Raw genomic sequence first — 25276 nt, 5'->3', positions numbered from 1 at the left:
AAAGGTGAGGGGCGCTCTGTCCCGCCCCGGTGACGGGCCCAGGGTAGCGGGTGGCCGATACTTGTCCCCATGGCTTACGACGATCTTCGCTCCCTGCTCCGGGCTCTGGAGCGCGAGGGCGATCTCAAGCGCATCAAGGCCGAGGTCGACCCGTATCTGGAGGTCGGCGAGATCGTCGACCGGGTGAACAAGGCGGGCGGGCCCGCGCTGCTCTTCGAGAACGTCAAGGGGGCGTCCATGCCCCTGGCCATGAATGTCTTCGGGACCGACCGGCGGCTGCTCAAGGCGCTCGGGCTGAAGTCCTACGCGGACATCAGCGACAAGATCGGCGGTCTGCTCAAGCCGGAGCTGCCGAACGGCTTCGTCGGGATCCGTGAGGCGTTCGGGAAGCTCGGCTCGATGGTCCATGTGCCGCCGAAGAAGGTGAAGTCCGGGAGCGCGCCCGTCCAGGAAGTCGTCCTGACCGGTGACGACGTGGACCTGGAACAGCTGCCGGCGCTCTTCACCTGGCCCGAGGACGGCGGCTCGTTCTTCAACCTGGGCCTCACGCACACCAAGCACCCCGAGACCGGCATCCGCAACCTCGGGCTCTACCGGCTGCAGCGTCACGACAAGCGCACCATCGGCATGCACTGGCAGATCCACAAGGACAGCCGCAACCACTACCAGGTCGCCGCCAAGCGCGGTGAACGGCTGCCCGTCGCCATCGCGTTCGGGGCGCCGCCCGCGGTGACGTACGCCTCCACGGCGCCGCTGCCGGGGGACATCGACGAGTACCTCTTCGCCGGCTTCGTCCAGGGCAAGCGGATCGAGATGGTCGACTGCAAGACCGTCCCGCTCCAGGTGCCGGCGCAGGCCGAGGTCGTCATCGAGGGGTGGCTGGAGCCGGGCGAGATGCTGCCCGAAGGGCCCTTCGGCGACCACACCGGTTTCTACACACCGCAGGAGCCCTTCCCCGCGCTGACGATCGACTGCGTGACGATGCGGAAGCGTCCGCTGCTGCAGTCGATCGTGGTGGGCCGGCCGCCCACGGAGGACGGGCCGCTGGGGCGGGCCACCGAGAGGTTCTTCCTCCCGCTGCTCAAGATCATCATCCCGGACATCGTGGACTACCACCTGCCCGAGGCGGGCGGTTTCCACAACTGCGCGATCATCTCGATCGACAAGAAGTACCCGAAGCACGCCCAGAAGGTGATGAGCGCGGTCTGGGGCGCGCACATGATGTCGCTGACCAAGCTGATCGTGGTCGTGGACGCCGACTGCGACGTCCACGACCTCCACGAGGTCGCCTGGCGGGCACTCGGCAACACCGACTACGCCCGCGACCTGCTCCTCACCGAGGGACCGGTCGACCATCTCGACCACGCCTCCTACCAGCAGTTCTGGGGTGGCAAGGCAGGCATCGACGCCACGCGGAAGTTGCCCGAGGAGGGCTACACACGGGACGGCGGCTGGCCGGAGATGGTCGAGTCCGACCCCGACACGGCGGCGAAGGTCGACCGCCGCTGGAAGGAGTACGGCCTGTGAGCGCCTCCGCCGCTGCGGTGCCGCAGCCCCGCAGCACGCCCCGCGCGTTCCTGCGGCTGGTGATGATCGAGCACTCCGTGTTCGCCCTGCCGTTCGCGTACATCGCCGCCCTGACCGCGATGTTCCAGCTGGACAAGGACATCCACTGGGGCACCCTGCTGCTCGTGACCGTCGCCATGGTCGGGCTGCGGACGTTCGCCATGGCGGCCAACCGGATCATCGACCGGGAGATCGACGCACGTAACCCCCGCACCGAGGGCCGTGAACTGGTCACCGGTGCGGTATCGGTGAAGTCGGCGTGGACCGGGGCGATCATCGCCGTCGTCGTCTTCCTCGGCGCGGCAGCCCTGCTGAACCCGCTCTGTCTGGTGCTGGCGCCCGTCGCCGTCGTCCCGATGGTCGTCTACCCGTACGGCAAGCGGTTCACGAACTTCCCGCACGCGATCCTCGGCATCGCCCAGGCCATCGGGCCGATCGGTGCCTGGCTCGCGGTGACCGGCAGCTGGTCGTGGGACGCGGTGATCCTCGGCCTGGCCGTCGGGATCTGGATCGGCGGCTTCGACCTGATCTTCGCCTGCCAGGACGTGCAGGCCGACCGGGCCCACGGGGTGCTCTCCTTCCCGGCGCGCTTCGGAATCCCGGCCGCGCTGTGGGGGGCGCGGGTCTGCCACGTCGTGACGACCGGGCTGCTGGTCTGGTTCGGCCTGGCGACGGACGCCGAGGCCTTCTACTGGGTCGGCATGGCGATCGTCGCCGCGGCCTTCGTGTACGAGCACCGGGTGGTGCGGCCGCACGATCTGTCACGGCTGAACCGGGCGTTCTTCTCGGTCAACGGGTTCATCGGGATGGCGCTGTTCGCCTGTGCGCTGCTCGACCTGCTGGTGCGCGGTCTCACACCGTGACGGCACCGGCCGAACGGCGGGGGCGGCGGAGGGCGAAGGCCGCCGCCACCCCGCCCATGAGGCCGAAGAGGTGGCCCTGCCAGCTGATGCCGGAGTCGGTCGGCAGCACGCCCCAGAGCAGTGAGCCGTAGACCGCGGCGATGATCAGGCCGACCACGATGTCGAGCGGCCGGCGGTCCACGAAGCCGCGGACCAGCAGATAGCCGAAGAGACCGAAGACGACACCGGACGCTCCGAGCGTGACCGTGTCCGGGGGCGCGGTGAGCCAGACGCCGATGCCGCCCGTCACGATCACCATCAGGACCACGGCGGCGAACCTGCGTATCCCGGCGAGAGCCGCGATGAAGCCGAGCACCAGCAGCGGGACGCTGTTGGAGGCCACGTGCTCCCAGCCGCTGTGCAGGAACGCGGACGGCACGATGTCGGCGAGCTCCGCGGGCTCACGCGGGCTGATGCCGTACGTGTCGAGGGAGTGGCCGGTCGCCGTGTCGACGCCTTCCAGCACCCACAGCAGCGCGATCCAGCCCAGCATCACGGCACCCGCCGTGACGGCCCGTGCGGTGGCGCCTGTGCGCGTACCGGTCATGGTCACCCCCTGGTCCATGGCTGTCCCTTCACCTGACGGAACGTACGGAGTACCTGGCGCGGTTCCTGACCGGGGGCGCCGGATAGGCTCGGTCGTGTGGATTCCGGGACTTCAGTGAGTCAGCAGCAGCGCAAGCCTTGGATTGTCGGGGTGTCCGGCGCGTCAGGGACGCCGTTCGCCGCCTCGGTCCTGCGGGGGCTGCTGGCCGCGGGGGAGAGCGTCGACCTGGTGGTCAGCCGAGCCTCGCGCCTCACCCTCCTGGACGAGACGGGGATCGCCTTCCGTGACGCGCACTGGCGGGAGGACCTGGGCGACTGGCTGGCTCGGGGGGCCGACGGGAAGCCGCACACCTTCGGGGTGAGCGGGACGGATCTCGGTCGCGTACGGCACTGGGCGGCCGGCGATCTGGCGGCCGGGCCGTCCTCGGGGTCCTACCCGGCGAAGGGGATGCTCATCGTGCCGGCGTCGACGGCCTGCGTGGCCGGGGTGGCACTCGGACTTTCGAAGGACCTGCTGCAGCGGGCCGCGAGCGTCACGCTCAAGGAGCGGCGGAGGCTGGTCGTCGCGGTACGCGAGACCCCGTTGAGCGGGCAGACGCTGAAGCAGATGGTCGCGCTCGACGAGGCGGGCGCAGTGGTGCTGCCCGCCTCTCCGGCGTTCTACGCGGGTGCGACGCACATCCAGGACCTGGTGGACTTCGTCGCGGGGCGGGTGCTGGACGCGGCAGGTGTGCCGCACCAGCTGTACCGCCGATGGGAAGGAGAGCTCGGTGGGGGCTCCCGTGAAAGGCCCTAGCCGGTCAGCGCTTCTTGGGCGTGCGCGGGGCGCGGGTCTTGTCGACGCGGTGCGCGGCGGCGGGCTGGTGGGCACGCGAGCGGTTGGCCAGGTCCTGCAGCTCGCGCATCCGGGCGTAGGCCATCTCGATCGTGTACACGGTGAAGTTCACTCCTGAAGATTCGAAAGCATTTCTTGGATGTTCTGAAAGATTTGCAGGGTCTGGGCCCTGCATGCCTTAGATTCTACACTTAAACTCGCGGTACTGCTGAACAATGGAAGGTTTCAGTCATATGGACGCGGTGGACAGGCAGCTCATCCAGGCCCTCAGAGAGAACGGCAGGGCCTCGTATGCCGAGCTGGGGCGGCTCGTGGGGCTCTCCGGGCCCAGCGTCACCGACCGGATCAACCGGCTGGAAACCGCCGGTGTCATCACCGGCTACCGCGCGACGGTCGCCTCCGCGTCGCTGGGACTCGGGGTCACCGCGCTCATCGGCATCTCGCTCTCCGACGCCGCCGACCACGAGGACGTGGCGCACCGGCTGAAGGACCTCGCCGAGATCGAGGACTGCTGGTTCATCGCGGGCGACGACTCGTACATGCTCAAGGTCCGGGTCGGTGACGTGGACGGCCTCGAGAAGACGATCCGTCGGCTCAGTGGTACGAAGGGGGTCTCCCGGACCCGTACCACGATCGTGCTCTCCACCAAGTGGGAGAACCGGGTCGGGGAACTGCCCGACGAGGCATAGGCGTACGGTTGGCTGCCGGAGTCTGTTACGTAGAGATATGGGAGGGGCACTGGTGGACGCGGGACTCAAGCGCGAGCTGGAGGAGAAGGTCCGGGCCGGCGAGCGGCTGACCCGCGAGGACGGGATCGCGCTCTACGAGTCCGACGACCTGGCCTGGCTCGGCGGGCTGGCCCACGAGGTGCGTACGAGGAAGAACGGCGACGTCGTCCACTTCAACGTCAACCGCCACCTCAACATGACCAACGTGTGCACCGCGTCCTGCGCGTACTGCTCGTTCCAGCGCAAGCCGGGCGAGAAGGACGCGTACACGATGCGCATCGAGGAGGCCGTCCGACTCGCCAAGGCGATGGAGAACGAGAACCTCACCGAGCTGCACATCGTCAACGGGCTGCACCCCACCCTGCCGTGGCGCTACTACCCCCGTTCGCTCAGCGCGCTCAAGGAAGCCCTGCCGAACGTGGGGCTCAAGGCGTTCACGGCGACGGAGATCCACCACTTCGAGACGATCTCGGGGCTCTCGGCGTCCGAGATCCTCGACGAGCTGATCGAGGCCGGCCTGGAGTCGCTGACCGGCGGTGGCGCGGAGATCTTCGACTGGGAGGTCCGTCAGCACATCGTCGACCACAACACCCACTGGGAGGACTGGTCGCGCATCCACCGTCTCGCGCACGAGAAGGGGCTCAAGACCCCGGCGACGATGCTGTACGGGCACATCGAGGAGCCCCGTCACCGCGTCGACCACGTGCTGCGGCTGCGGGAGATGCAGGACGAGACCGGCGGCTTCCAGGTCTTCATCCCGCTGCGCTACCAGCACGACTTCGTGGATATGAAGGACGGCAAGGTCCGCAACACGCTCCAGGCGCGGACGTCGATGGCGACCGGCGCGGAGGCGCTGAAGACCTTCGCGGTCTCGCGGCTGCTCTTCGACAACGTTCCCCACGTCAAGGTCTTCTGGGTGATGCACGGGGTGCAGACCGCGCAGCTCGCGCTCCAGCACGGCGCGGACGACATGGACGGCTCGGTCGTCGAGTACAAGATCACGCACGACGCGGACGACTACGGCACGCCGAGCAAGCTCGGCCGTGAGGACCTCCTGGACCTGATCCGGGACGCCGGCTTCCGGCCGGTGGAGCGCAACACCCGGTACGAGATCCTCCGCGAGTACCCGGGTCCGGACGCGGGCCGCCGCGAGTCGCCGCAGCCGATGCGCGTCTGAGACGGTCCGCTCTCCGATCCTGTTCCCGTTGCGTGAAAGCCCCGGCCCGCCGTCCCCGGCCGGGGCTTCCGCATGGCTGGCGCATGGGCCTTCTCGCGTGGTGGACACCGGTTGAGGGGCAGGTGTGTAATAGCTAATCTGCTGTTATGACACTTACGTTTGAGGTGGATCCCCCGTTCGACCGGGCCCTGCGGGACGGCATCACCGCGCTCTGGATCGACGTCACCAACGCGGGCGGAGCCGTCGGCTTCGTACCACCCGTCACCGCCGAGGAGGTCAGGCCCGAGCTGGTCAGGCACCTCGCAGGGATGGCGGAGGGCGGCACCCACCTGGTCGTCGGACGGGACGAGGACGGCGCCGTGGCCGCCACCGCCTTCCTCACGCACAACTCCCACCGGCTGATGCGGCACTGGATCGGGCTCTACACGGTGATGGTCCACCCCCGCCACCAGGGCAGGGGCTTCGGACGCGAACTGATGACCGCCTCGGCCGACGCCGCCCGCGCCATCGACGGCATCGACGCCATCCGGCTCACCTGCCGCGGCGGCACCGGGGCCGACCGCTTCTACACCTCCTGCGGATACCAGGAGGTGGGCCGCGTCCCGAACGCGATCAGGGTGTCCGAGAACGACTACCGCGACGACATCATCATGCTGCTCCCGCTCCTCCGGCAGGACAGCCCCTCCACGGGACGGCTCGTGGAAACCGGGAGCCCTGCGAACTGATCGAATTCGGGGCATGCTTCACTGGTCGGGCAGAACCGTGGAACCGCAGACCGCGCGACCGCAGGAACGTCGGACGTAGAGAGAAGGCCAGCCGTGTCCGCTGCCAAGCCGAGCGCAACGATCCGCTACACCGCGATGCGCCTGCTGATTTTCGTGGGCTGCTTCTTCGTCTCCGGTGTGGCCGTCCACTTCGGCGTGCTGCCCGCGGGACTCGGCGGATCCAACCTCGTCTGGGTCATCCTGCTCGGCCTGCTCCTCTCCGCGCCCCTCAGCTTCGTCCTCCTGCGCAAGCAGCGCGACGAGATGTCCGCCCAGCTCATCTCCACGGTCGACCGGACCAAGGCCAAGCTCGAGGCGAACCGTACGCGCGAGGACGGCGTCACCCAGTAAGCGCCGCGTAAGGTTCCTCACACCCCGCGGCCCCGTACGCACGAAGCCCCCCGGACCGGAGCACTCGCTCCAGTGCCGGGGTTTCGGCGTTTCCGGGCCGTACGCGACGCATTCGAGCCCGCCGGGCGAGCGCCGACGGCGACCGTGCCGCGCCCTTTCGTCAAAGCAGACCTTTGAGGTTCTCAAAGTACAAGTGTTAACGTGTTCGACATGAACGCAGCAGTGCGCCCCTTTCACACCATGAGCCCCCCGCTCGTGGCGCGCCTGCATGTCGATCTCTGCCGCTGTATGTCCGCGGTCTGTTGCCGCAACGTCTGAACCGGCATCATGCAGCGGCGCCGCCCCTGACGCGGGCGCCGCACCCCCGTCCCCGTTCGACCGCACGTAGGTACGTCCGTTTCCGTACGTCCCGATGCGCACATCAGGAGTGTGTCCGTGTCCGCGAATTCCGCGTCCCCCGCGACCGACGCCGGTAAGCCCACCGGCTCCGGTTTCCGCATACCCAAGGTCCCGTTCTGGGTCCAGATCGTCGCCGGTCTGGTCCTGGGTGTCCTGCTCGGCTGGCTCGCCCGCAGCCAGGACATCAGCTGGCTCTACACCACGCTCGACCAGGTCGGCAGCATCTTCGTCCAGCTGCTGAAGCTGGCCGTCGCGCCCCTCGTCTTCTTCGCGATCCTGGTGTCGATCACCAACCTGCGCAAGGTCAACAACGCCGCGAGGCTGGCGACCCGCACGCTGCTCTGGTTCATGATCACCTCGCTCATCGCGGTCGCCATCGGCCTCGCGATCGGTCTGGTCACCAACCCGGGCTCCGGCACCGGCCTCACCCCGAAGGACGGCGCCAAGCCCGAGCACGCCGGCTCCTGGATCGACTTCCTGACCGGCATCATCCCGACGGACGTCATCACGCCGTTCACCGAGCTGAACGTGCTGCAGATCGTCTTCATGGCCGCCGTCGCCGGTATCGCCGCGCTCCAGCTCGGCGACAAGGCCAAGCCCATCCTCTCCCTCAGCGAGTCGATCCTGGAGCTCCTCCAGAAGGCCCTGTGGTGGGTCATCCGCCTCGCCCCGCTCGGCACCGTCGGCCTCATCGGCTACGCGATCGCCGACTACGGCTGGGACCTGATCGGCAAGTACGCCACGTTCACCGCCGACGTCTACATCGGCTGCGCCCTGGTGATGTTCGGCGTCTACCCGCTGCTCCTCGCCACGGTCGCCAAGGTCAGCCCGCTGCAGTTCTTCAAGGGCGCCTGGCCCGCGATCCAGCTGGCCTTCGTCTCCCGCTCCTCCGTCGGCACGATGCCGGTCACCCAGAAGGTCACCGAGCGCCTCGGTGTCCCGAAGGAGTACGCCAGCTTCGCCGTCCCGTTCGGCGCCACGACGAAGATGGACGGCTGCGCCGCGATCTACCCGGCGCTGGCGGCGATCTTCATCGCGCAGATCTTCGACGTCCAGCTGGGCATCGGTGACTACATCCTGATCGCGTTCGTCTCGGTGATCGGCTCGGCCGCCACCGCCGGCCTCACCGGCGCCACGGTCATGCTGACGCTGACCCTGTCGACGCTGGGCCTGCCGCTGGAGGGCGTGGGTCTGCTGCTCGCCATCGACCCGATCCTGGACATGATGCGCACCGCCACGAACGTGGCGGGACAGGTTGTATCTCCGTTGATCGTGGCCGCACGCGAGGGAATCCTCGACCGCGACGCGTACAACTCAGCCGGTGCCTCGCCTCTTGAGGAGTTCGGGACCGAGCCCCAGATTTCCAAGGGGCGCGTGGAAGTCGCTGCCTGAGGCAGGACCGAACAGTCTCTGGTGCTCATGAAGAAGCCCTCTACCGAGCCTGCGCTCCGGTAGGGGGCTTCTTCGTGTCATGGGTCAGCGTGCGACCGGGTAATCCTGATCGAGTCCGGCTCCGGCGGCTTCCGGCGTCCCCGCCCGACACTGAACACCTCGACCTTCTCCACAACCATGCCAACGACCACCCTGCGACGTTCAAGGTTCTCGGCGGAGTCGTCGTTCCACACCGTCAGGGTGTCCATCACCCGGTGCGTCCGCCTGACAACCGCTGCAGACTCGCGTGAGCGGAGGGCTTGCACGGTGGTGCGAAGGTGGCCGAGGGCGTCGAAGTAGTCCTCGTCCTCCATGTTCCCGTCCTTCCACCGCTGACGCAGAACCCGGATTCGCTCCTCCAGCACCGCGATCGGCCTGGTCAGATCCTCAGCAGGTGCCTCCTGAGGTCGGGGCCGAAGCTCCTTCAAGGAAGCTTCGATCACCGCATTGAGTTGTTCCTCGATCCACGCGTACGAGCGGCTGACCTTCCCGCACCCCAACTCACCGTTGTGCCCCACCTGGCCTGAGTGGCAGAGCGTCCGCCGGAACGTACGGCCCTGGATGGTGGCCCACTGGACCCGCATGGTCGACCCGCAGTACCCGCACTTGAGGAAACCTGAGTACAAGTGCTTCCGCTTGCCCGAGCCTTGCGCGGACGGCGTTGCCCGACCGTCCAGCACGGCTTGGACGGTGGTCCACTCGGCGCGAGTGAGCGGGTGGGGGTAGACGCTGTCGCCGATGTCCTGACCCTTGTACGTGATGATCCCCCCGGTCCGCTCAGATCGGTACACCCGCTTGACCTTCTGAATGGACCACGCTGTTCCACCCGGCGATCGCGCACCCGCCCCGTTCCACAGACGGGCCACATCTCCGGGTGTCCGTGCCGGGGAGCCGACGAGCATGTCATAGCCGCGCCGGATCAGCTTCACCTCCTCGGGCACGATCCGTTGAAAGCCCGAATCCGGATCGAAACCGAAGACACGCGGACCCCCCGCGTGCGGTCTGCCCTCCTCGCGCCGCTGGAGCAACGAACTATTGATTCGCTCCGACATGCGCTCGGTCTCCTGCTGGGCCACCGCCCCCTTGATCGTCAGGATCATGCGGCCGCTGGCTGTTGCGGTGTCCTCGCCTTCCGTCGTCGCGAAGGAGAAACCGTGCTCTTTCTGCTCCTCGAGGAAGCTCGTCAGCTCGGTGATGCGTCGGGTCAGGCGGTCGATCGAGTACACGACGACGGCGTCCACCACCCCATCTCGAGCGTCGCGCAGCATCTCCGCGTAGGCGGGACGCTTTCGCTTGCTGGTGGTGGATGCGGATGTGTCGTTCTCCGGATAGACCTTGTGGACCTTCCATCCGAGCCTGGCGCACAACTCCCTGCACGCCGCCTCCTGGCGCAGGATTCCGAGCTCCTGACCTTTGCGGTCCTTACTGATACGGGCGTAGATCGCCACTCGCTGCGGCTTGGTCATGAAATCCTCCGACTGTCGTACCGCGCTGCACAACGTGTATGCATGCCTCGCGGTTACGCACGTGTCGACCAGATGCAGGTGCCGTTGATCTCCGCGGCGCGAGAGAAGAGAGCGCCCCCGGACCGACATCCGTGTCCAGGGCGCTTCTGTGTCCGCCGGGCGGTCACGGATGCTGCAGGACGACCTCGGGGTTGTCCGGCGACGGGCCGTCGAGGAGTGGCTGTTCCCGGCCCCGTAGGTGCAGATCGAGGAATGCCGCCACGTAGTCCCGGGTGATCCGTGTCGAGCGGTCGCCGGAGAGTGCGGCCGCGGGGTCGACCGGCAGGCCGAGCTGTTCGCCGAGTTCCGGGATGTCCGTGAACGTGAAATGGCCGGAGTCCTTGACGGTCAGCCACCGCTTCCAGCCGTCCAGGCGCTTCCAGCCCTTGTCCCAGGAGCCGTCCGCACCTCCGGGACGGTGGCCCGCGTCGGTGCCGAGCATCAGGAACGGGCGCTCGCCGATGCCCGCGCGGGGAACGCGTTCGAAGAAGGTGCCGTCCATGTTGATCCCCGCGTCGACGCGGGGATCGGCGAGCATCGTGGAGGCCGCGGCGCTGCCGCCGATGGAGTGGCCCGCGGCGGCGACCCGGCGTCGGTCGATCATCCGGGACTTGTCCCAGGCGGGGCGTGGACCGGTCAGCCGGTCGAGTACGAAGGTGAGGTCGTCGGCCCGTCCGGTGGAGACAGCCTTCAGCACCTTCCGCTCGGCCGCCTCGTCCGGTGCCGCCTCGACCGCGTCACATGCCGCGCACGTGAGCATGCGTCCGCCGGGGAAGGCCGTTCCGGTGGACTCGTAGGCGTGATCGACGCTCGCCACGACGTAGCCGCGGCTCGCGAGGTCCTCCGCGAGGGAGGTCAGGGTGGCGCGGGGGGTACCGAAGCCGGGGGAGAGCAGCACCAGCGGGAACCGGCCCCGGGCGGCCCGGGCATCGGTACGGGCATGGGTGAGGGTGGAGCTGACGACGGTGGCCGGCACGATGCCGTCCAGTCCCCGTTGTGCCAGGAACAGCCGGGCCTCTTCGGTGCTCATGTAGGGGGCGGGGCCGCTTTCACCGCCGGGCCGGGCGGGGTGGTGGACCGACACCACCAGTTCGCGGTTCCCGGCGTCGGGCACCCAGGGGTCGGTCCGGTCGTGGTCGGTGAGGTGGAGAACGTCGGCGCCGACGGCGTACTGGCCGGTAGGGCGGGGCAGTTCGAGCGTGGCGGCGGATGCGGCAGGGATGGGCGCGGGGCCGGATAAGGCGTGGGCGGTGACGGCGGGTGCGGCCGACAGCGCCAGGGCGGTGAGGGCGACGACGGCCGTTCGTCCAGGGAGTCTGAGCGTCATGTCGGGGACACTAGGCGGCGGGAGCGGACGACAGCATCGGACCCAGGTGTGATCCCGTGGGGGACCTGAGGTGTACGGGCGCCCGACGGGGTCGGTGGGCGACTACCGGTCATCGTGGCCGGGTCGCGCCCCTTCCGTACGACGGGGGCGGAACCCGCGCCGTACTCTTACCGAGGAGTAGCGCAGTGGGGGCGGGAGGGACGTCTGACGTGAGTGCAGTGAAGAGCAAACGGATGCCGCGCGCGGTCCGTGAGAAGCAGATGATGGATGCCGCGGTGCAGACCTTCGGGCAGCGCGGGTACCGGGCCGCTTCGATGGACGAGATCGCGGAGCTGGCCGGTGTGTCCAAGCCGTTGGTCTATCTGTATCTGAATTCCAAGGAAGAACTCTTCACCGCGTGTATCCGCCGTGAGGCAAAGGCGCTGGTGGAAGCGGTGCAGGCGGCGGTGGAGCCGGGGCTGCCGGCGGATCGCCAGCTGTGGGCGGGGCTGCGGGCGTTCTTCACGCACACCGCGGACAACCCGGACGGCTGGGCGGTCCTGCACCAGCAGGCGCGGTCGCAGGGGGAGCCGTTCGTCAGCGAGGTCAGTGTGCTGCGGGAGGAGATCGTTGCGTTCGTGACGGGTCTGATCGGGGCGGCGGCGCGCGAGGCGCACCATGATCCCGCGCTCCCCGACCGCGATGTGGCCGGGCTCGCACAGGCGCTCGTGGGGGCTGCGGAGGCGCTCGCGGGGTGGGCGAACGAGACTCCGGGTGTCTCGGCCAAGGAGGCGGCGGGCACCCTGATGAACTTCTCCTGGGCGGGCCTGGAGAACCTCATGCACGGCCGCGGGTGGCAGTCCCGCTAGCTGCCGTCCAGGGTCACGCGGCCGGTGAGGTGGACGCGGTGTGCACCGCGTACCTCGAAGGCGGCGCCGGCGGCCGCGTACGTGACGGTGGCCGGCAGCGGCAGGGGGGCTCTGAAGTCGGCCCGTACGGAACGGATCCGGCCCGGTTCGACGGCGTCGGCGCCCAGGCCGGTCCCGGCCTCGGCGAGGCACCGGGCGACGGTCCACATGCCGTGCGCGATGTGCCGGGGGAAGCCGAACAGCCGTGCCGTCAGCGGGTGCAGGTGAATGGGGTTCCGGTCACCCGACGCGGCACCGTACCTTCGGCCGAGGTCGCCGGGCAGTTGCCACTCGGCCACGGCGGGGAGGTCCTCGGTGACCGCCGCCGTTCGGGCGGCCGGTGCGGTGGTGGCGCCGGTGGTGTGCCGGGACAGGTATCCGCTGCGCGACTCCCACACCAGCTCGCCCGCCAGCCGCGCCTCCGTCACCATCGTGACCTCGGTGCCGCGGCGACGGTCCGTCAGGCCGGCCGCGTACGCGCTGAGTTCGAGCCGGTCCTCCGGGTGCAGGACGCGGTGCCGGGTGATGTCGATCCAGGTGTGGACGAGTCCCAGGACCGGCAGGGGGAAGGCCCGGCCCGTCATGACGCGCATGGCCAGGGGGAAGCCCAGGACGTGCGGATAGGTGAGCGGCAGTACTCCCGGCTCGGTGAACCCGCAGACCCTGCTGTACGAGGCGAGGGGGCCAGGTGCGCTGCGGGCCGGGGGGAGCGACGCCCGGCCGGTGGGGAGCGTGGCGCCGGGTCGTCCCGCCCGCTTGAACGGGGAGGTGACGGCCCCGCGCAGCAGGGACATGCTCAGACTGGACACGGTCTCAGGCTCCCAGCAGGCTCTGGCCGCATACCCGCACGATCTGGCCGTTGACGGCGCTCGAAGCGGGCTGGGCGAACCAGGCGGTCGTCTCGGCGACATCGACCGGAAGTCCGCCCTGGGAAAGGGAGTTCATCCGGCGGCCGGCCTCCCGGATGAGGAGCGGCACGGCGGCGGTCATCTTCGTCTCGATGAAGCCGGGGGCGACCGCGTTGACGGTGACGCCGTGGTCGGCGGCGGCGTGCGGGGCCAGGGAGCGGACGAGGCCGATGATGCCCGCCTTGCTGGCCGCGTAGTTGGTCTGGCCGTTGTTCCCGGCGATCCCGGCGATGGACGCGGTGGCGACGATCCTGCCGCCGCGGTTGACGGCGCCCGCCTTCAGGAGGGCGTCGGTGGTGCGCAGGACGCTGTCCAGGTTGACCTCGATCACCGAGGCCCAGCGCTCGGCCGGCATGTTGGCGAGCCTGCGGTCCCGGGTGATGCCCGCGTTGTGGACGAGGATGTCGAGACCCTCGGGTGCGGCTGCGGCGATCAGGTCGGCGGCGTCGGGGGCGGTGATGTCCAGCGGCAGGGCGGTGGCGCCGAGCCGGGCGGCGGTACGGGCAAGCTCCTCCTCGGCCTGCGGGATGTCCAGGCAGATCACCGTGGCGCCGTCCCTGGCCAGGACGGAGGCGACCGACGCTCCGATGCCGCGCGCCGCGCCGGTCACCAGCGCGGTGCGCCCGGACAGCGGCGCCGCCCAGTCGGCGACCGGGTCCGGGGCGGCGTCGGTGAGTTCGATGACCTGGCCGCTGATGTAGGCGGACCGGGGGGAGAGCAGGAAGCGGAGCGTGGATTCCGCCGACGCGGCGGCACCCGGCGGGATCCGTAGCAGCTGCGCGGTGGCGCCCTTGCCGATCTCCTTGCCGAGCGAGCGCACGAACCCTTCGAGTGCCTGCTGGGCGGCCGCCTGGTGGTGGTCGTCGGGGGACGGCGGGGTGCCGATGACGACGACGCGGCCTCCTGCGGCGAGCGAGCGTACGACGGGATGGAGTGCGGCGTGCACCTTTCCGAGTCCGGTGACCGTGGTGATCCCGGTCGCGTCCAGGACGATGCCCGCCGGGTGGCCGGTCTGTCCGGTGGCCTGCGGGCCGATCTTCGCGAGAATCGTGCTCAGCATGTCCGAGATCGCCGATTCACCCGCTGTGAGGTGCAGCAACGGCCCGACGAGTGTGGGATTCTCCAGCGTCCAGCGCCGCAGCCGCTGAGGCTGCGGCAGGCCGAGCCTGCGGGTCAGGAAGCGGCCGGGTGCTGTGCCGGTGAGGTGCAGATAGTGGTCGGCCATTGTCCAGACTCCTGCTCGGTCGTAGATTTACTCCGGAGTAAGGTTACTCTGGAGTCAGGAGTTGGTCGAGATGAGTTGGTCGAGTTGATCCCCCTGGCACTTCCGCAGCCGCGCAGGGTCGCGGTCATCGGCGGCAGCCGCATTCCGTTCGCACGCTCCGACGGCCCGTACGCGCAGGCCTCCAACCAGGAGATGCTCACCGCGGCACTGGACGGACTGGTCGAGCGGTTCGGCCTGCGGGGGCAGCAGGTCGGAGAGTTCGTCGCGGGGGCCGTCCTCAAGCACAGCCGGGACTTCAACCTGGCCCGCGAGACCGTCCTCGGCTCCGCGCTCGACCCGCGGACACCGGCGTACGACATCCAACAGGCGTGCGGAACGGGCCTGCAGGCCGTCGTCGCCGCCGCCAACAAGATCATGCTCGGGGCCGTCGACTCGGCGATCGCCGGCGGCGCCGACACCACGAGCGATGCGCCCCTCGGCGTCAACGACCAACTGCGCAGGCTGCTCCTGGAGGCCCGCCGCGCCACGTCGACGGGTGCCCGGATCAAGGCCCTGGCGGGCGTACGTCCCCGGCACCTCGTCCCGGACATCCCGCGCAACGAGGAACCCCGCACCGGACTCTCGATGGGCGAACATGCCGCGGTCACCGCTCTGAAGTGGGGTATCACCCGCGCCGATCAGGACCTGCTGGCGGCGACCAGCCACCAGCGGCTCGCCGCCGCGTACGAGCGGGGCTTCCTGGACGACCTCGTCGTCCCGTACCGCGGTCTGGAGCGTGACCAGAACCTGCGCCCCGGATCCACGGTCGAGAAACTCGCCACGCTGAAACCGGTGTTCGGAGCCGGGCACCCCGACGCGACGATGACCGCGGGCAATTCGACGCCGCTCACCGACGGTGCGGCCACCGTGCTGCTGGCGAGCGAGGAGTGGGCGCAGGCGCACGGCCTGGAGCCACTCGCGTACCTGTCGCTGTACGAGACCGCGGCCGTCGACTACGTGAGCGGCGAGGACGGACTGCTGATGGCGCCCGCGTACGCCGTACCGCGCATGCTGGAGCGCGCCGGGCTCACCTTCGACGACTTCGACCTCTTCGAGATCCACGAGGCCTTCGCCTCCCAGGTCCTTGCCACGCTCGCCTCCTGGGAGAAGCAGGGGCTGCCGGCGATCGACCGCGACAAGCTCAACGTGGCGGGATCGTCCCTGGCCACGGGGCATCCGTTCGCCGCGACCGGCGCGAGGATCGTCGCGACCCTGGCCGGACTCCTCGCGGAACGGGGCGCTCCGGGACGGGGCCTGATCTCGGTCTGCGCCGCGGGCGGCCAGGGAGTCACCGCCGTTCTGGAACGCCCCTGACCCCGCCGGCCGGGACCGGGCGCCGACCCGCCCGACGCACCCCGCATCTGCCACCGCACGACCCCGCGCACCCCACAGCCCGCACCGGCACCGGACCCACGGACGAGCCCGGTGCCGCACCCCACGCCGAGGAGCCGCTCGTGTCCACGTCAGCCGCTGCCGCCGCACCCGCGGCCCCCACCGTGCCCGTTCTGGTCGAGCCCACGAAGGTCAGAGACGCCGACGGCACGGTACGGGAGGTCTCCGTACCCCTGTTCGCGCCGACCGTGCGGCGCGGATCGCTCGCGGACATCCCCTTCGACAACGCCCGCGAGGCGTCGTCCGAGGCCGTGATCAGCCGCAAGCAGTCCGACAGCACCTGGCAGGACGTGACGGCCGCGGAGTTCGCCGAGGAGGTGCAGGCGGTCGCCAAGGGCCTCGTCGCCGAAGGCCTCAAGGCCGGTGACCGGGTCGCGATCATGGCCCGTACGACCTACGAATGGACGCTGCTCGACTTCGCCGCCTGGGCGGCCGGGCTGGTCACCGTGCCCGTCTATCCCACCTCGTCCGCCTTCCAGACCCGCTGGATACTCCAGGACTCCGGCGCCGTGGCCTGCGCCGTGGAGACGAAGGAACAGGGCCGGCTGGTCAGCCAGGAGCGGCAGCAGCTCGGCGATCTCGCCCACCTCTGGCAGTTCGACACCGGTGCCATCGGCCGCCTGAAGTCGCTGGGCAGGCAGATTCCCGACGCGGAGGTCGCCGCACGGCGTTCGGCCCTGGGGCCGGACAGCCCCGCCACCCTCATCTACACCTCGGGCACCACGGGCCTGCCCAAGGGCTGCGTCCTGACCCACGGCAACTTCTTCGCCGAGGTCGACAACGCGATCGAGCTGTTGCACCCGGTCTTCAAGTCCGTCTCCAAGTACCCCGCCTCCACCCTTCTCTTCCTGCCCCTCTCCCATGTCTTCGGCCGGATGGTGGCGGTCGGCTGCCTGCGCGCCCGGGTCCGGCTCGGCCACGCGCCCTCGATCCAGACCGAGGACCTGCTGGCGGACCTGGCGGGCTTCAAGCCCTCGTTCCTGCTGGCGATCCCGTACGTGCTGGAGAAGGTCTTCAACACCGGCCGGGCCACCGCCGAGAAGATGGGCCGCGCCTCGTCCTTCGACCGTGCGGCCCGCATCGCCCAGCGCTACGGCGAGGCGGTCGAGGCCGCCGAACACGGCACGGGCCCCGGCCCGGGACCGGGCCTGCGCCTCGCCCGGGCCCTGTACGACCCGCTGGTCTACCGCCGCATCCGGGCCGCGCTCGGCGGCCACGTCCGGTACGCGATCTGCGGCGGCTCCCCGTTGGGGCACAGGCTCGCCGCGTTCTACGCGGGCGCGGGCATCGAGATCTTCGAGGGCTACGGCCTCACCGAGACCACCGCGGCCGCCACCGTCACCCCGCCCCTCAAGCCCCGCCTGGGCACGGTGGGCTGGCCGCTGCCCGGTACCGCCGTACGGATCGCGGACGACGGGGAGGTACTCCTCGGCGGCGGCCAGGTCTTCCAGGGTTACTGGGACGCCGAGCGCGGCGAGGCCGTCCCGTATCTGGAGGAGGGCAACTGGTTCCCGACCGGTGACCTCGGCGCACTGGACGAGGACGGCTACCTCACGATCACCGGCCGCAAAAAGGACATCATCATCACGTCCGGCGGCAAGAACGTCATTCCGGCTCCGCTGGAGGACTGGCTGCGCGCCCATCCGCTGGTCGGCCAGTGTCTGGTGGTCGGCGACAACCGTCCGTTCGTCACGGCACTGATCACCCTGGAGCCGGACGGGCTCGCGCACTGGCGCCGGATGCGCAAGAAGGTCGACGTGCCGATGCGTGAACTCGTCGACGACGAGGAGCTGCGCGCGGCGCTGCAGCGCGCGGTCGACGAGGCCAACCGGCTCGTCTCGCGTGCCGAGTCGATCCGCAAGTTCACGGTCCTGCCGAGGGACTTCACCGAGGAGAGCGGCCACCTCACCCCGTCCCTGAAGCTGAAGCGGGACGCGATCACCCGTGACTTCGATGCGGAGATCGAGGACCTGTACCGCAGGTAGATGCCGGTCAACGCGTGTGAGGGCGGCCCCGGTTGGGGTCGCCCTGGCTTCCGTGCCGGGCCGGCACGGCCGAAGCGGTCACCCGCCACCGCGTCTCAGGCGGCGCGCCAGTAGCCCAGTGCGTTCACCCGGTCCTTGGCGAGGCCGAGCTCCTTGCGGGCGTACGAGGACAGGGCCCGGGTCGTCGCCGTGTCGCAGGCGATCCAGAGGTAGGCGTCCGAGGCGTCGTCGCCGAGCAGGTCCGGCAGGGCGGCTTTCACCTCGGCGACCAGGTGCTTGCCCGCGTCGCGCCGCGGGACCGTGTGCAGGGTGTGGCGGGCCGGGTCCAGGCGCAGGGGGAGCTTCTCGTCGGCGGCGTGCGCGTTCTCGAACCAGATCGTCGCCGGTGTCTCCGGGACCGCGTCCAGCAGGGAGTTGACCGCGGGCAGCGAGGCGGCGTCGCCGATCACGAAGAGCCGGGCGGGCCGCGGTTCGGGCAGGGTGAAGCCGGTGCCCTGAAGGGTGGCGTCGACCGTGTCGCCCGGCTGGACGGTCCGGGCCCAGGTGCTCGCGGCCCCGTCGTGGAGGGCGAACTCCAGGCTGAACGTCCCGGCCTCCCGGTCGGGGTCGACGAGGGTGTAGGCGCGCTGGTGGGGTCTGCCGTCGTGCTCGAACCAGATCCTGACCCACATCGTCGGGTGCGCGCCGCCCGTCGCTTCGAGCAGGCCGCCGTCGGTCAGGTGCACCCGCCGGAAGTTCTCGGTGACCTGTTCGGTCCCGGTGACGGTGAACGTGAAGTCACGCCCCCGGAAAAGCTTGAGGACGACGCCCTCCCAGCCATGACCCACGACCGTGCCCCTCTCACCCGAAGAATAATTGAGGTTAGGCTAACCTAAATTATCGGCTCCGGGGAGTGGTGCCGCACCGAGAGGGGCGGTCGCGGAAGCGGGCTAACGGCCCAGGAACACCGGGTTGGTGAGCGCCGCCAGTGCTCCCGGCAGCCCCGGCACCGATGCCGGGTGCCGCACCTCGGCCCGTACGTAGGCCGCGTACGAGGGAGTGGTGCGCCATTCGACCGTGCCCGACCCGGATTCCGGCAGCGCGGCCGTGAACAGCGTGCCCTGGTCCGTGACGATGTGCGCCGTGCACCCCAGCGCACCGGTGACCTCCAGCCGTACGGTGACGGGCGCGTCGTCCTCGGCCGGCAGCCGCTCACCGATCCCGGCATGCAGACCGCGCCCGCCCGACACGCCGAACGCGAGTGAGACGGCGGACGACTCGGCGATGTACGAGCGGCCCGCCCGGATGCCCGCGGTGATCGCCTTCCGCGACAGCTCGTCGGCCAGGACGACGGTCTGCGGCAGGCCGACCTTGTCCGGCTCGCGGTGGGCGTCGCTGTTGCCCATGGCCGGGATCCACGGCTTCGACGCGCGGACGGCCGCGACGAGGGAGTTGTCCCACTCGGCGAGCGCGATCTCGTCCTCCGGCGTGTACGGGCCGTTCCACACCTCCACCGCGTCCGCCTCGCCGAAGCCGAACTTCCAGTGGCAGCCGATGCAGGTGGCGTGCGGATGCGCGGGCACGACCAGGCCGCCGGCCCGTCGCACGGCCTTCGCGAAGTGCCCGAAGCGGTTGTCGCGCGCCCGGTAGCGCCAGTCGACGAACGTGCCCGGGTCGGTGGCGAGCGCCACGACGTGCCCGTTGCGGGTGGTGACCTCCTCGCCCGTCAGGATCAGCAGGTCGTCACCCCACAGCCCCTGCCAGGCGCTGTGCGCGGAGTGGGTGTTGTGCTCGCTGCTGTTGATGAAGTCGAGCCCGGCGGCACGCGCGGCGGCAGCGATGTCCGCCGGGGTACGCCTGCCGTCGGAGTGGACGGAGTGCAGATGGCAGTCGCCCCGGTACCAGGCCCTGCCGCGCCCCTTCGCGCGCTCGGGCGGGTAGACGGGCTCGGGGGTGGTGCCGGTGGGCCCGAAGGTCAGGGTGACGGTCACCTCGTACGGGAGGCCCTCCGGGGCGACGGTGTACGGGCCCAGTGCGATGTGCCAGGTCCCGGCCCGTACCGGCCCCGGGATGTAGCCGGGTGTCGCTTCCTCGGCCCGGATGAAGAAGCTGCCGCGCGCCCCGCCGGACCATCCGCGGAAGCCGCGCCCGCCCAGCTCGGTGCCGCGCTCGTCGAAGATCCCGATGTCGAGGGCGTTGCCCTGGGTGCCGGCCGGTACGGGCGTCTTCACGTACGTGTACGAGACGGCGATCTCCCGTACCCCGCGCGGCACTTCGACGGGGAGGTGGACGAAGTCGGGGCATCCGGCGGGCAGGGTGCCGCGCACGGTCCGCACCGCCGTGACCGGGCCGTCCCCGTTCGCGTCCCCGTTCGCGTTCCCGGGCGCGGGCGTGGGGGCTGCGTCGGCGAAGCTCACAGGGCCCAACGTTAGAGCGGTGGCGGCAGTCCCGACGAGAAGGCCGCGCCTGGCTATCGATCCGGTCATACGAGTGGCTCCCCAGGGTGTCGTGAGTGACGAGGGTGACGTACTCGAACTCTCGTATGAGGCCGTGAACTCCGGGGAAACGCAAGAGGGGGAACGGCCTTCGCGAAGCCGCACGACCCGGGGTGCGACCGGAAGCGCCGCTTCGCGCACCCGACGGCACGCGACCGCATACCTTGGTGCCGTCACCGGACGACGACGGAGGTGTCCGCGCATGCGGATCGCGACAACGATCTTCCTCACCGACGAGACGATCACGCCCGTACGGCTCGCGCGGGAGCTGGAGCAGCGCGGGTTCGCCGGGCTGTACCTGCCCGAACACACGCACATCCCGGTGAGCAGGGACACCCCGTACCCGGCGGGCGGCGAGCTCCCGCCCGAGTACGGCCGCACCCTCGACCCGTTCGTCGCCCTGGGCCAGGCGGCGGCGGTCACGGAGCGCCTGTCCCTCGGCACCGGCATCACCCTGATCGCCCAGCACGACCCGATCGTCCTGGCGAAGCAGGCGGCGACGCTCGACCACCTCTCCGATGGCAGGTTCACGCTCGGCATCGGCTTCGGCTGGAATGTGGAGGAGGCCGCGGACCACGGGGTCGCCTGGTCGACACGGCGGGCGCTGGCGAGCGACCGGATGGCGCTGATGCGCGCCCTGTGGGCCGACGAACCGACGGCGTACGAAGGGGAGTTCGCGTCGGTGAGGGCGAGCCACGCGTATCCGAAACCGGTACGGAAGCCGCGCGGCCCGGTGAACGGCCCGCGCACCCTGATCGGCGGCGCGGCGGGACCGAAACTGTTCGCGCAGATCGCCGGCGACGCGGACGGCTGGCTGCCGATCGGCGGGCGCGGCCTCTCGGAGTCCGTACCGCAGCTGCGCGCGGCGTGGGAGTCGGCCGGACGCGATCCGAAGCAGCTCCAGGTGGTGCCGTACGCGGTGGTGCCCAGCCCGGGGAAGCTGGCGCACTACGCGGACCTGGGCGTCGAGGAGGTCGTGCTGCAGCTGCCACCGGCGGGGGAGGCGGAGGTTCTGCGGGCACTGGACGCGTACGCCGCGTATCTCTGACGGCCCGACAGCCGAGCAGCCGGGAGGCCGGGTAGCCGGGCGATCAGGTGGCCGGGATCGTCCGGTGGCGATCTTCGGATGCAACCACCGACGCTAAAGTTGCATCTTTCACCAACGGACATCGATGGTGCGGCCCGTGTGCGTGTGTGCTCGGCTGCCGGGGAGCGGGAGCACGATGAACAGGCCGTTGCGGCACATAGCCATCTTCTGCGGGCTGCTGATGCTCGCCCTGCTGATCCGGACCAACTGGCTGCAGTTCGCCAAGAGCGAGGAGCTCGCCACCCACGAGCACAACCGCCGGGTCAAGATCACCCAGTTCGCGACTCCGCGGGGCGACATCATCGTGAACGGCGAGGCGATCACGGGCTCGAAGGAGGTCTCCGGGACCGACTTCAAGTACCAGCGCACCTTCAAGGACGGTGCGATGTACGCCCCGGTCACCGGCTACGCCTCCCAGGCACAGGGCATGTCCCTGCTGGAGAAGACGTACGACAGCGTGCTCAGCGGCCAGGACGAGCGCTTCGCCTTCTCGAACGCCAAGGACATCCTCACGGGCGAGGAGCGGCGCGGCGGTGATGTGATCACGACCATCGACCCGAAGGCGCAGAAGGCCGCGTACAAGGGCCTCACCGACCTCGACGCGCGGGGTGCGGTCGTCGCTCTCGACCCGGCGACGGGCAAGGTGCTCGCCCTGGTCTCGACCCCCTCGTACGATCCCTCGGTCTTCGCCGGCAACTCCTTCAAGGAGGGCGACACGTTCCAGTCGCTCGTCGACGCCAAGAGCAAGCCGCTGGCCAACCGCCCGCTGCGCGAGACCTTCCCGCCCGGCTCCACGTTCAAGATCCTCACGGCCGCGGCCGCCCTGGAGCACGGCGTCGTCACGGACGTGGACGCGGCGACCGACGCGGCTTCCCCGTACAAGCTTCCGCTCTCCTCGAACACGATCAGCAGCGAGGCGGGCGACCGTACCTGCAACAAGGCCTCGTTCAAGACGGCCATGCAGTTCTCCTGCAACAACGTCTTCCTCGACGCCGCTTCCGAACTGGGCGACGACAGGATGCGGGAGACGGCGGAGAAGTTCGGCTTCAACTCCGACGTCTACTCCGAGGACTTCGGCGACATGCTCGCCACGAAGAGCCTCTACCCCGCGGAGCTCGACAAGCCGGGCACGGCCCTGACCGGCATGGGCCAGGGCAGCCTGACCAGCACCCCGATGCAGATGGCGATGGTGACCGCCGCCCTCGCCAACGACGGCAAGCTGATGCAGCCGTACATCGTCGACGAACTGCGCGGCCCGGACGTGTCCACGCTGGAGAAGCACGAGCCGAAGCTCAAGAGCCAGGCGGTCTCCGAGGACACGGCGAAGAAGGTCCAGGAGATGATGGAGTTCACCGCCCGTGAGGGCAGCGCGAAGCGCGCGCTGATCGACGGTGTGACGGTGGGCGGCAAGACCGGTACGGCGCAGCGCGGTGACGATGTGACCAAGGAGGTGCCGTACGGCTGGTTCGTCTCGTACGGCAAGAAGCCCGACGGCCAGTCGGTGGCGGTCGCCGTCTTCATCGACCCGACGGCGATGGACATCTCCCGCGAGGACATCTCGGGCGGCGGCCTGGGCGGCCCGATCGCGCGGGACGTGATGAAGGCGGTCCTCGGCAAGTAGACCGGACCCTTCGGCCCCCGCCCGGCACGTCGCCGGGCGGGGGCCGACGTCATCCGGCGGACCGGTCCGGCAGCGTGGGGGCCGTGGTGGGCGGGTCCGGCAGGGCGGCGGGGCCCGAGCCGTTGTCGGCCTCGGCGCCACCGCCCGCCAGCCGCAGTGTCAGGGCGGTCAGGAGGCCGGCCACCAGCCCCCAGGTCAGGGCGGCCGGGACGCCGCCGCCGAGGCCGCCGGACAACTGCACCAGCCCCCAGCGCATGCCCGAGTCCGCACCGGTCAGCGCCATCTGCAGCAGTTGTCTCGCCAGCAGTCCGATCACGGTCGCGCAGACCGCGCCGACCGCCATCGCCGGAACGGTGGCGGGGGCGAGCAGCACGGGAAGCTTCCGAAGCGCCCACCACACCACGGCGAGCAGCAGCGCGTCCGCGACGCGGTACAGGAACCAGTCGCCGAGCGGGGCGCCCGCCGGGCCCGCCCAGCCGCCGAGCAGCAGCCAGGTGCGGAGGAACTCGCCCGGTTCGGCGAGCAGCCGACCGGACAGGGAGACCGTCTGGACGGCCGCGGCGACGGGCTGGTACGAGAGGACCAGCAGGGACAGCGCGACCACGGCGGTGCCGACGGTGGCGGCCAGGCGGGCAGCGCGGGCCGGAACCTGCCTCAACGGCAGCGGTCCGGCGCCCTTGGTGGTGATCCGTGCCGCGAGCACGGTCCCCGCCGCCGCGACGAGCGCGGCCAGCACCGTGATCTGCTGCCCGTACGAGCTCGAGGAAGCCAGCTGGGGCAGGAAGCGGTAACTGCCGTGCCCCCGCGAGGCGATCGACCACGGTGCGGAGACGGTCGCCGCCAGCATTCCGGCCACCAGGCCCCAGGCCCACACCGCGAGGAACGCGGCCGTCGTCCGGCCGCGCACCGGGGGCAGCCTGCGGACGAGGAGCAGCGCCCCGGGAACGAAGACGGCGAGGAGGGCGCCGAACCGTATCTGCATGGAGGTCGTGTACAGCGAGAGGTAGCGGCTGCCGTCGGTACCGGCCGCGTCCCCGGTCCCACCTGACACCCCGATGCCGAACCGGAGCGAGTCCGGAGCGTCGTACGACCAGGGGGCGAGCCAGTGTTCGAGTTCGGCGGCCGCCCGGCCGCCGAGCACCTCGGTGGTACCCGCCAGGTGCAGGGCGTTCACGCTCGCCCCCGCCCACCACAGGAGGGCTGTGAGCAGCAGCCCTCCGACCAGTGCCGGTACTGCTGCGCGCCGGTATGTCATGTACTGCCCCCGCCTTGATCGCACACCCCGTCAATCCCCTGGCGGGTTGGAGGTTACGGGGTGGTGATCACGCGGTGATCACGGCCGGTGAGGGCTTGGACCGCGGGCTGTCCCGCGTCCTCGGCACGTGGCGGGGCCGGCCGCTCAGGCTCCGCTCACGGGACCGAGCGGAGGCCGGTTCCGATGCGGGGCGCCGTGCCGGACGGTGCCGCGTTCACGAGTGCCGGCAGGTCCGTCAGCGCGTTGACGCACCAGTCGGCCGTCTCCGTCACGTCGGGGTGGTCCGCCCACCAGTGCCCGTACGCGCCCCGGCGGATGTGCGCCGCCCGCAGGCCCGCGGCCTTGGCCGGGAACAGGTCTTCGGCCGGGTGGTCGCCGACGTACAGGGTGGCGTGCGGGGCCGCTTCCGAGACCTCCAGTACGCGCTCGAAGAACTCCCGGTCCGGTTTGGCCGCACCCCATTCCTCCGATGTGACGACCAGGTCCGCGGGAAGGTCCAGGGCGCGCAGCAGCTCCCCGGCCCGGACGCTCCGGTTCCCGGCGATCACGATCCGTAGGCCGAGCGCGCGCAGTTCCGCCAGGGCCGGGCGGACGTCGGGGTAGAGGTCCGTCTCGTCCAGGTGCTCGCCGCGGCCGGCTGCCGCGCGGGCGTGGTAGGCCTCGGTGACATCCATGTCGGGGCGCAGGATGCGCAGCGCGTCCGAACTGTCGCGGCCCTGCACGACCGCGGCGCCGACCAGTGCGCTGACGGTGTGCGGCGGGACGCCGAGCCAGTTGGCCCAGGAGGCCCAGTGGCGGTCGTCGCGGACGAGGGTTTCGCCGATGTCGAAGACGATCGTTTCCATCACCGGACCGACCCTACGGGGCAAGTA

At 70.2% G+C, this 25276-nt stretch carries 23 protein-coding genes; 13 read left to right on the top strand and 10 right to left on the bottom strand.

Annotated features, from left to right (window positions below; all coding sequences use genetic code 11):
• Nucleotides 1-69: 69 nt before the first annotated feature.
• Complete coding sequence (locus ACFW9O_RS15520) at nucleotides 70-1527, top strand: menaquinone biosynthesis decarboxylase (RefSeq protein WP_351168521.1); 1458 nt, start codon at nucleotides 70-72, stop codon at nucleotides 1525-1527.
• Nucleotides 1524-2429: a menaquinone biosynthesis prenyltransferase MqnP gene (gene mqnP / locus ACFW9O_RS15515; protein WP_384609440.1), complete on the top strand. Its 906-nt coding sequence runs from the start codon at nucleotides 1524-1526 to the stop codon at nucleotides 2427-2429. The genes ACFW9O_RS15520 and mqnP overlap by 4 nt, the downstream gene beginning before the upstream one ends.
• Here the strand turns inward: mqnP and ACFW9O_RS15510 are convergent.
• Nucleotides 2419-3015, bottom strand: coding sequence for a rhomboid family intramembrane serine protease (locus tag ACFW9O_RS15510; RefSeq protein ID WP_351168517.1), 597 nt, complete (start codon nucleotides 3013-3015; stop codon nucleotides 2419-2421). The genes mqnP and ACFW9O_RS15510 overlap by 11 nt on opposite strands.
• A 114-nt stretch (nucleotides 3016-3129) precedes the next feature.
• Between ACFW9O_RS15510 and ACFW9O_RS15505 the strand changes: the two genes are divergently transcribed.
• Complete coding sequence (locus tag ACFW9O_RS15505; RefSeq protein ID WP_384609437.1) at nucleotides 3130-3810, top strand: UbiX family flavin prenyltransferase; 681 nt, start codon at nucleotides 3130-3132, stop codon at nucleotides 3808-3810.
• Nucleotides 3811-3814: 4 nt separating this feature from the next.
• On the opposite strand, the gene ACFW9O_RS15500 is transcribed toward ACFW9O_RS15505, so the two are convergent.
• Nucleotides 3815-3961: a hypothetical protein gene (locus ACFW9O_RS15500; protein ID WP_329215560.1), complete on the bottom strand. Its 147-nt coding sequence runs from the start codon at nucleotides 3959-3961 to the stop codon at nucleotides 3815-3817.
• Nucleotides 3962-4082: 121 nt separating this feature from the next.
• Between ACFW9O_RS15500 and ACFW9O_RS15495 the strand changes: the two genes are divergently transcribed.
• The 5 genes from ACFW9O_RS15495 to ACFW9O_RS15475 all read left to right on the top strand — a co-directional run bounded on the left by ACFW9O_RS15495 (nucleotide 4083) and on the right by ACFW9O_RS15475 (nucleotide 8660).
• Nucleotides 4083-4538, top strand: a complete 456-nt coding sequence (locus ACFW9O_RS15495) for an Lrp/AsnC family transcriptional regulator (protein WP_329209980.1) — start codon at nucleotides 4083-4085, stop codon at nucleotides 4536-4538.
• Nucleotides 4539-4590: 52 nt separating this feature from the next.
• Nucleotides 4591-5754 carry an aminofutalosine synthase MqnE gene (gene mqnE, locus ACFW9O_RS15490; RefSeq protein WP_351168512.1) on the top strand — a complete coding sequence of 388 codons (1164 nt, stop codon included), beginning with the start codon at nucleotides 4591-4593 and terminating at the stop codon, nucleotides 5752-5754.
• Nucleotides 5755-5900: 146 nt separating this feature from the next.
• Nucleotides 5901-6479, top strand: coding sequence for a GNAT family N-acetyltransferase (locus ACFW9O_RS15485; protein ID WP_384609434.1), 579 nt, complete (start codon nucleotides 5901-5903; stop codon nucleotides 6477-6479).
• 93 nt (nucleotides 6480-6572) lie between these two features.
• A complete protein-coding gene (locus ACFW9O_RS15480) occupies nucleotides 6573-6869 on the top strand; it encodes a DUF4229 domain-containing protein (protein ID WP_351168508.1) in 297 nt (98 codons plus the stop codon).
• Between the two features lie 435 nt (nucleotides 6870-7304).
• Complete coding sequence (locus ACFW9O_RS15475; protein WP_384609431.1) at nucleotides 7305-8660, top strand: dicarboxylate/amino acid:cation symporter; 1356 nt, start codon at nucleotides 7305-7307, stop codon at nucleotides 8658-8660.
• A gap of 77 nt (nucleotides 8661-8737) precedes the next feature.
• Here ACFW9O_RS15475 and ACFW9O_RS15470 read toward each other — a convergent pair whose 3' ends face one another.
• Both ACFW9O_RS15470 and ACFW9O_RS15465 read right to left on the bottom strand, forming a co-directional pair.
• Complete coding sequence (locus tag ACFW9O_RS15470) at nucleotides 8738-10165, bottom strand: recombinase family protein (RefSeq protein WP_384609429.1); 1428 nt, start codon at nucleotides 10163-10165, stop codon at nucleotides 8738-8740.
• Between the two features lie 163 nt (nucleotides 10166-10328).
• Nucleotides 10329-11531 (bottom strand): alpha/beta hydrolase family protein, encoded by a 1203-nt coding sequence (locus ACFW9O_RS15465; protein ID WP_384609427.1) that lies wholly within the window; start codon nucleotides 11529-11531, stop codon nucleotides 10329-10331.
• A gap of 233 nt (nucleotides 11532-11764) precedes the next feature.
• Here ACFW9O_RS15465 and ACFW9O_RS15460 point away from each other — a divergent pair, with 233 nt between their 5' ends.
• A complete protein-coding gene (locus ACFW9O_RS15460) occupies nucleotides 11765-12379 on the top strand; it encodes a TetR/AcrR family transcriptional regulator (RefSeq protein WP_351168602.1) in 615 nt (204 codons plus the stop codon).
• On the opposite strand, the gene ACFW9O_RS15455 is transcribed toward ACFW9O_RS15460, so the two are convergent.
• On the bottom strand, nucleotides 12376-13227 hold the full coding sequence (locus ACFW9O_RS15455; RefSeq protein ID WP_384609424.1) for a MaoC family dehydratase: 852 nt from the start codon (nucleotides 13225-13227) through the stop codon (nucleotides 12376-12378). The two genes, ACFW9O_RS15460 and ACFW9O_RS15455, sit on opposite strands and share 4 nt — an antisense overlap.
• Before the next feature lie 4 nt (nucleotides 13228-13231).
• Complete coding sequence (locus ACFW9O_RS15450) at nucleotides 13232-14551, bottom strand: 3-oxoacyl-ACP reductase (RefSeq protein WP_384609421.1); 1320 nt, start codon at nucleotides 14549-14551, stop codon at nucleotides 13232-13234.
• 75 nt (nucleotides 14552-14626) lie between these two features.
• Here ACFW9O_RS15450 and ACFW9O_RS15445 point away from each other — a divergent pair, with 75 nt between their 5' ends.
• Nucleotides 14627-15904: an acetyl-CoA C-acetyltransferase gene (locus tag ACFW9O_RS15445; RefSeq protein ID WP_384609418.1), complete on the top strand. Its 1278-nt coding sequence runs from the start codon at nucleotides 14627-14629 to the stop codon at nucleotides 15902-15904.
• Nucleotides 15905-16044: 140 nt separating this feature from the next.
• Entirely contained in the window at nucleotides 16045-17967 is a 1923-nt protein-coding gene (locus tag ACFW9O_RS15440) for an AMP-dependent synthetase/ligase (protein WP_384609416.1), read from the top strand.
• A 95-nt stretch (nucleotides 17968-18062) separates the two neighbouring features.
• Here ACFW9O_RS15440 and ACFW9O_RS15435 read toward each other — a convergent pair whose 3' ends face one another.
• A complete protein-coding gene (locus tag ACFW9O_RS15435; protein WP_384609414.1) occupies nucleotides 18063-18794 on the bottom strand; it encodes a siderophore-interacting protein in 732 nt (243 codons plus the stop codon).
• 102 nt (nucleotides 18795-18896) lie between these two features.
• Nucleotides 18897-20432, bottom strand: a complete 1536-nt coding sequence (locus ACFW9O_RS15430; RefSeq protein WP_384609412.1) for a CehA/McbA family metallohydrolase — start codon at nucleotides 20430-20432, stop codon at nucleotides 18897-18899.
• 211 nt (nucleotides 20433-20643) lie between these two features.
• On the opposite strand from ACFW9O_RS15430, the gene ACFW9O_RS15425 reads away from it, so the two are divergent.
• A complete protein-coding gene (locus ACFW9O_RS15425; RefSeq protein ID WP_384609409.1) occupies nucleotides 20644-21489 on the top strand; it encodes an LLM class F420-dependent oxidoreductase in 846 nt (281 codons plus the stop codon).
• 175 nt (nucleotides 21490-21664) lie between these two features.
• Nucleotides 21665-23149, top strand: coding sequence for a peptidoglycan D,D-transpeptidase FtsI family protein (locus ACFW9O_RS15420; protein ID WP_384609406.1), 1485 nt, complete (start codon nucleotides 21665-21667; stop codon nucleotides 23147-23149).
• Nucleotides 23150-23198: 49 nt separating this feature from the next.
• Here ACFW9O_RS15420 and ACFW9O_RS15415 read toward each other — a convergent pair whose 3' ends face one another.
• Both ACFW9O_RS15415 and ACFW9O_RS15410 read right to left on the bottom strand, forming a co-directional pair.
• Nucleotides 23199-24404 carry a hypothetical protein gene (locus tag ACFW9O_RS15415; RefSeq protein WP_384609403.1) on the bottom strand — a complete coding sequence of 402 codons (1206 nt, stop codon included), beginning with the start codon at nucleotides 24402-24404 and terminating at the stop codon, nucleotides 23199-23201.
• 155 nt (nucleotides 24405-24559) lie between these two features.
• Entirely contained in the window at nucleotides 24560-25249 is a 690-nt protein-coding gene (locus ACFW9O_RS15410) for an HAD family hydrolase (RefSeq protein WP_384609650.1), read from the bottom strand.
• Between the last annotated feature and the right edge of the window lie 27 nt (nucleotides 25250-25276).

The organism is Streptomyces sp. NPDC059499 (assembly GCF_042749285.1).
Taxonomy (GTDB): Bacteria; Actinomycetota; Actinomycetes; order Streptomycetales; family Streptomycetaceae; genus Streptomyces.
The sequence above is the reverse complement of the archived record's forward strand: the minus strand, read 5'-3'. Positions and strand labels throughout refer to the sequence as shown.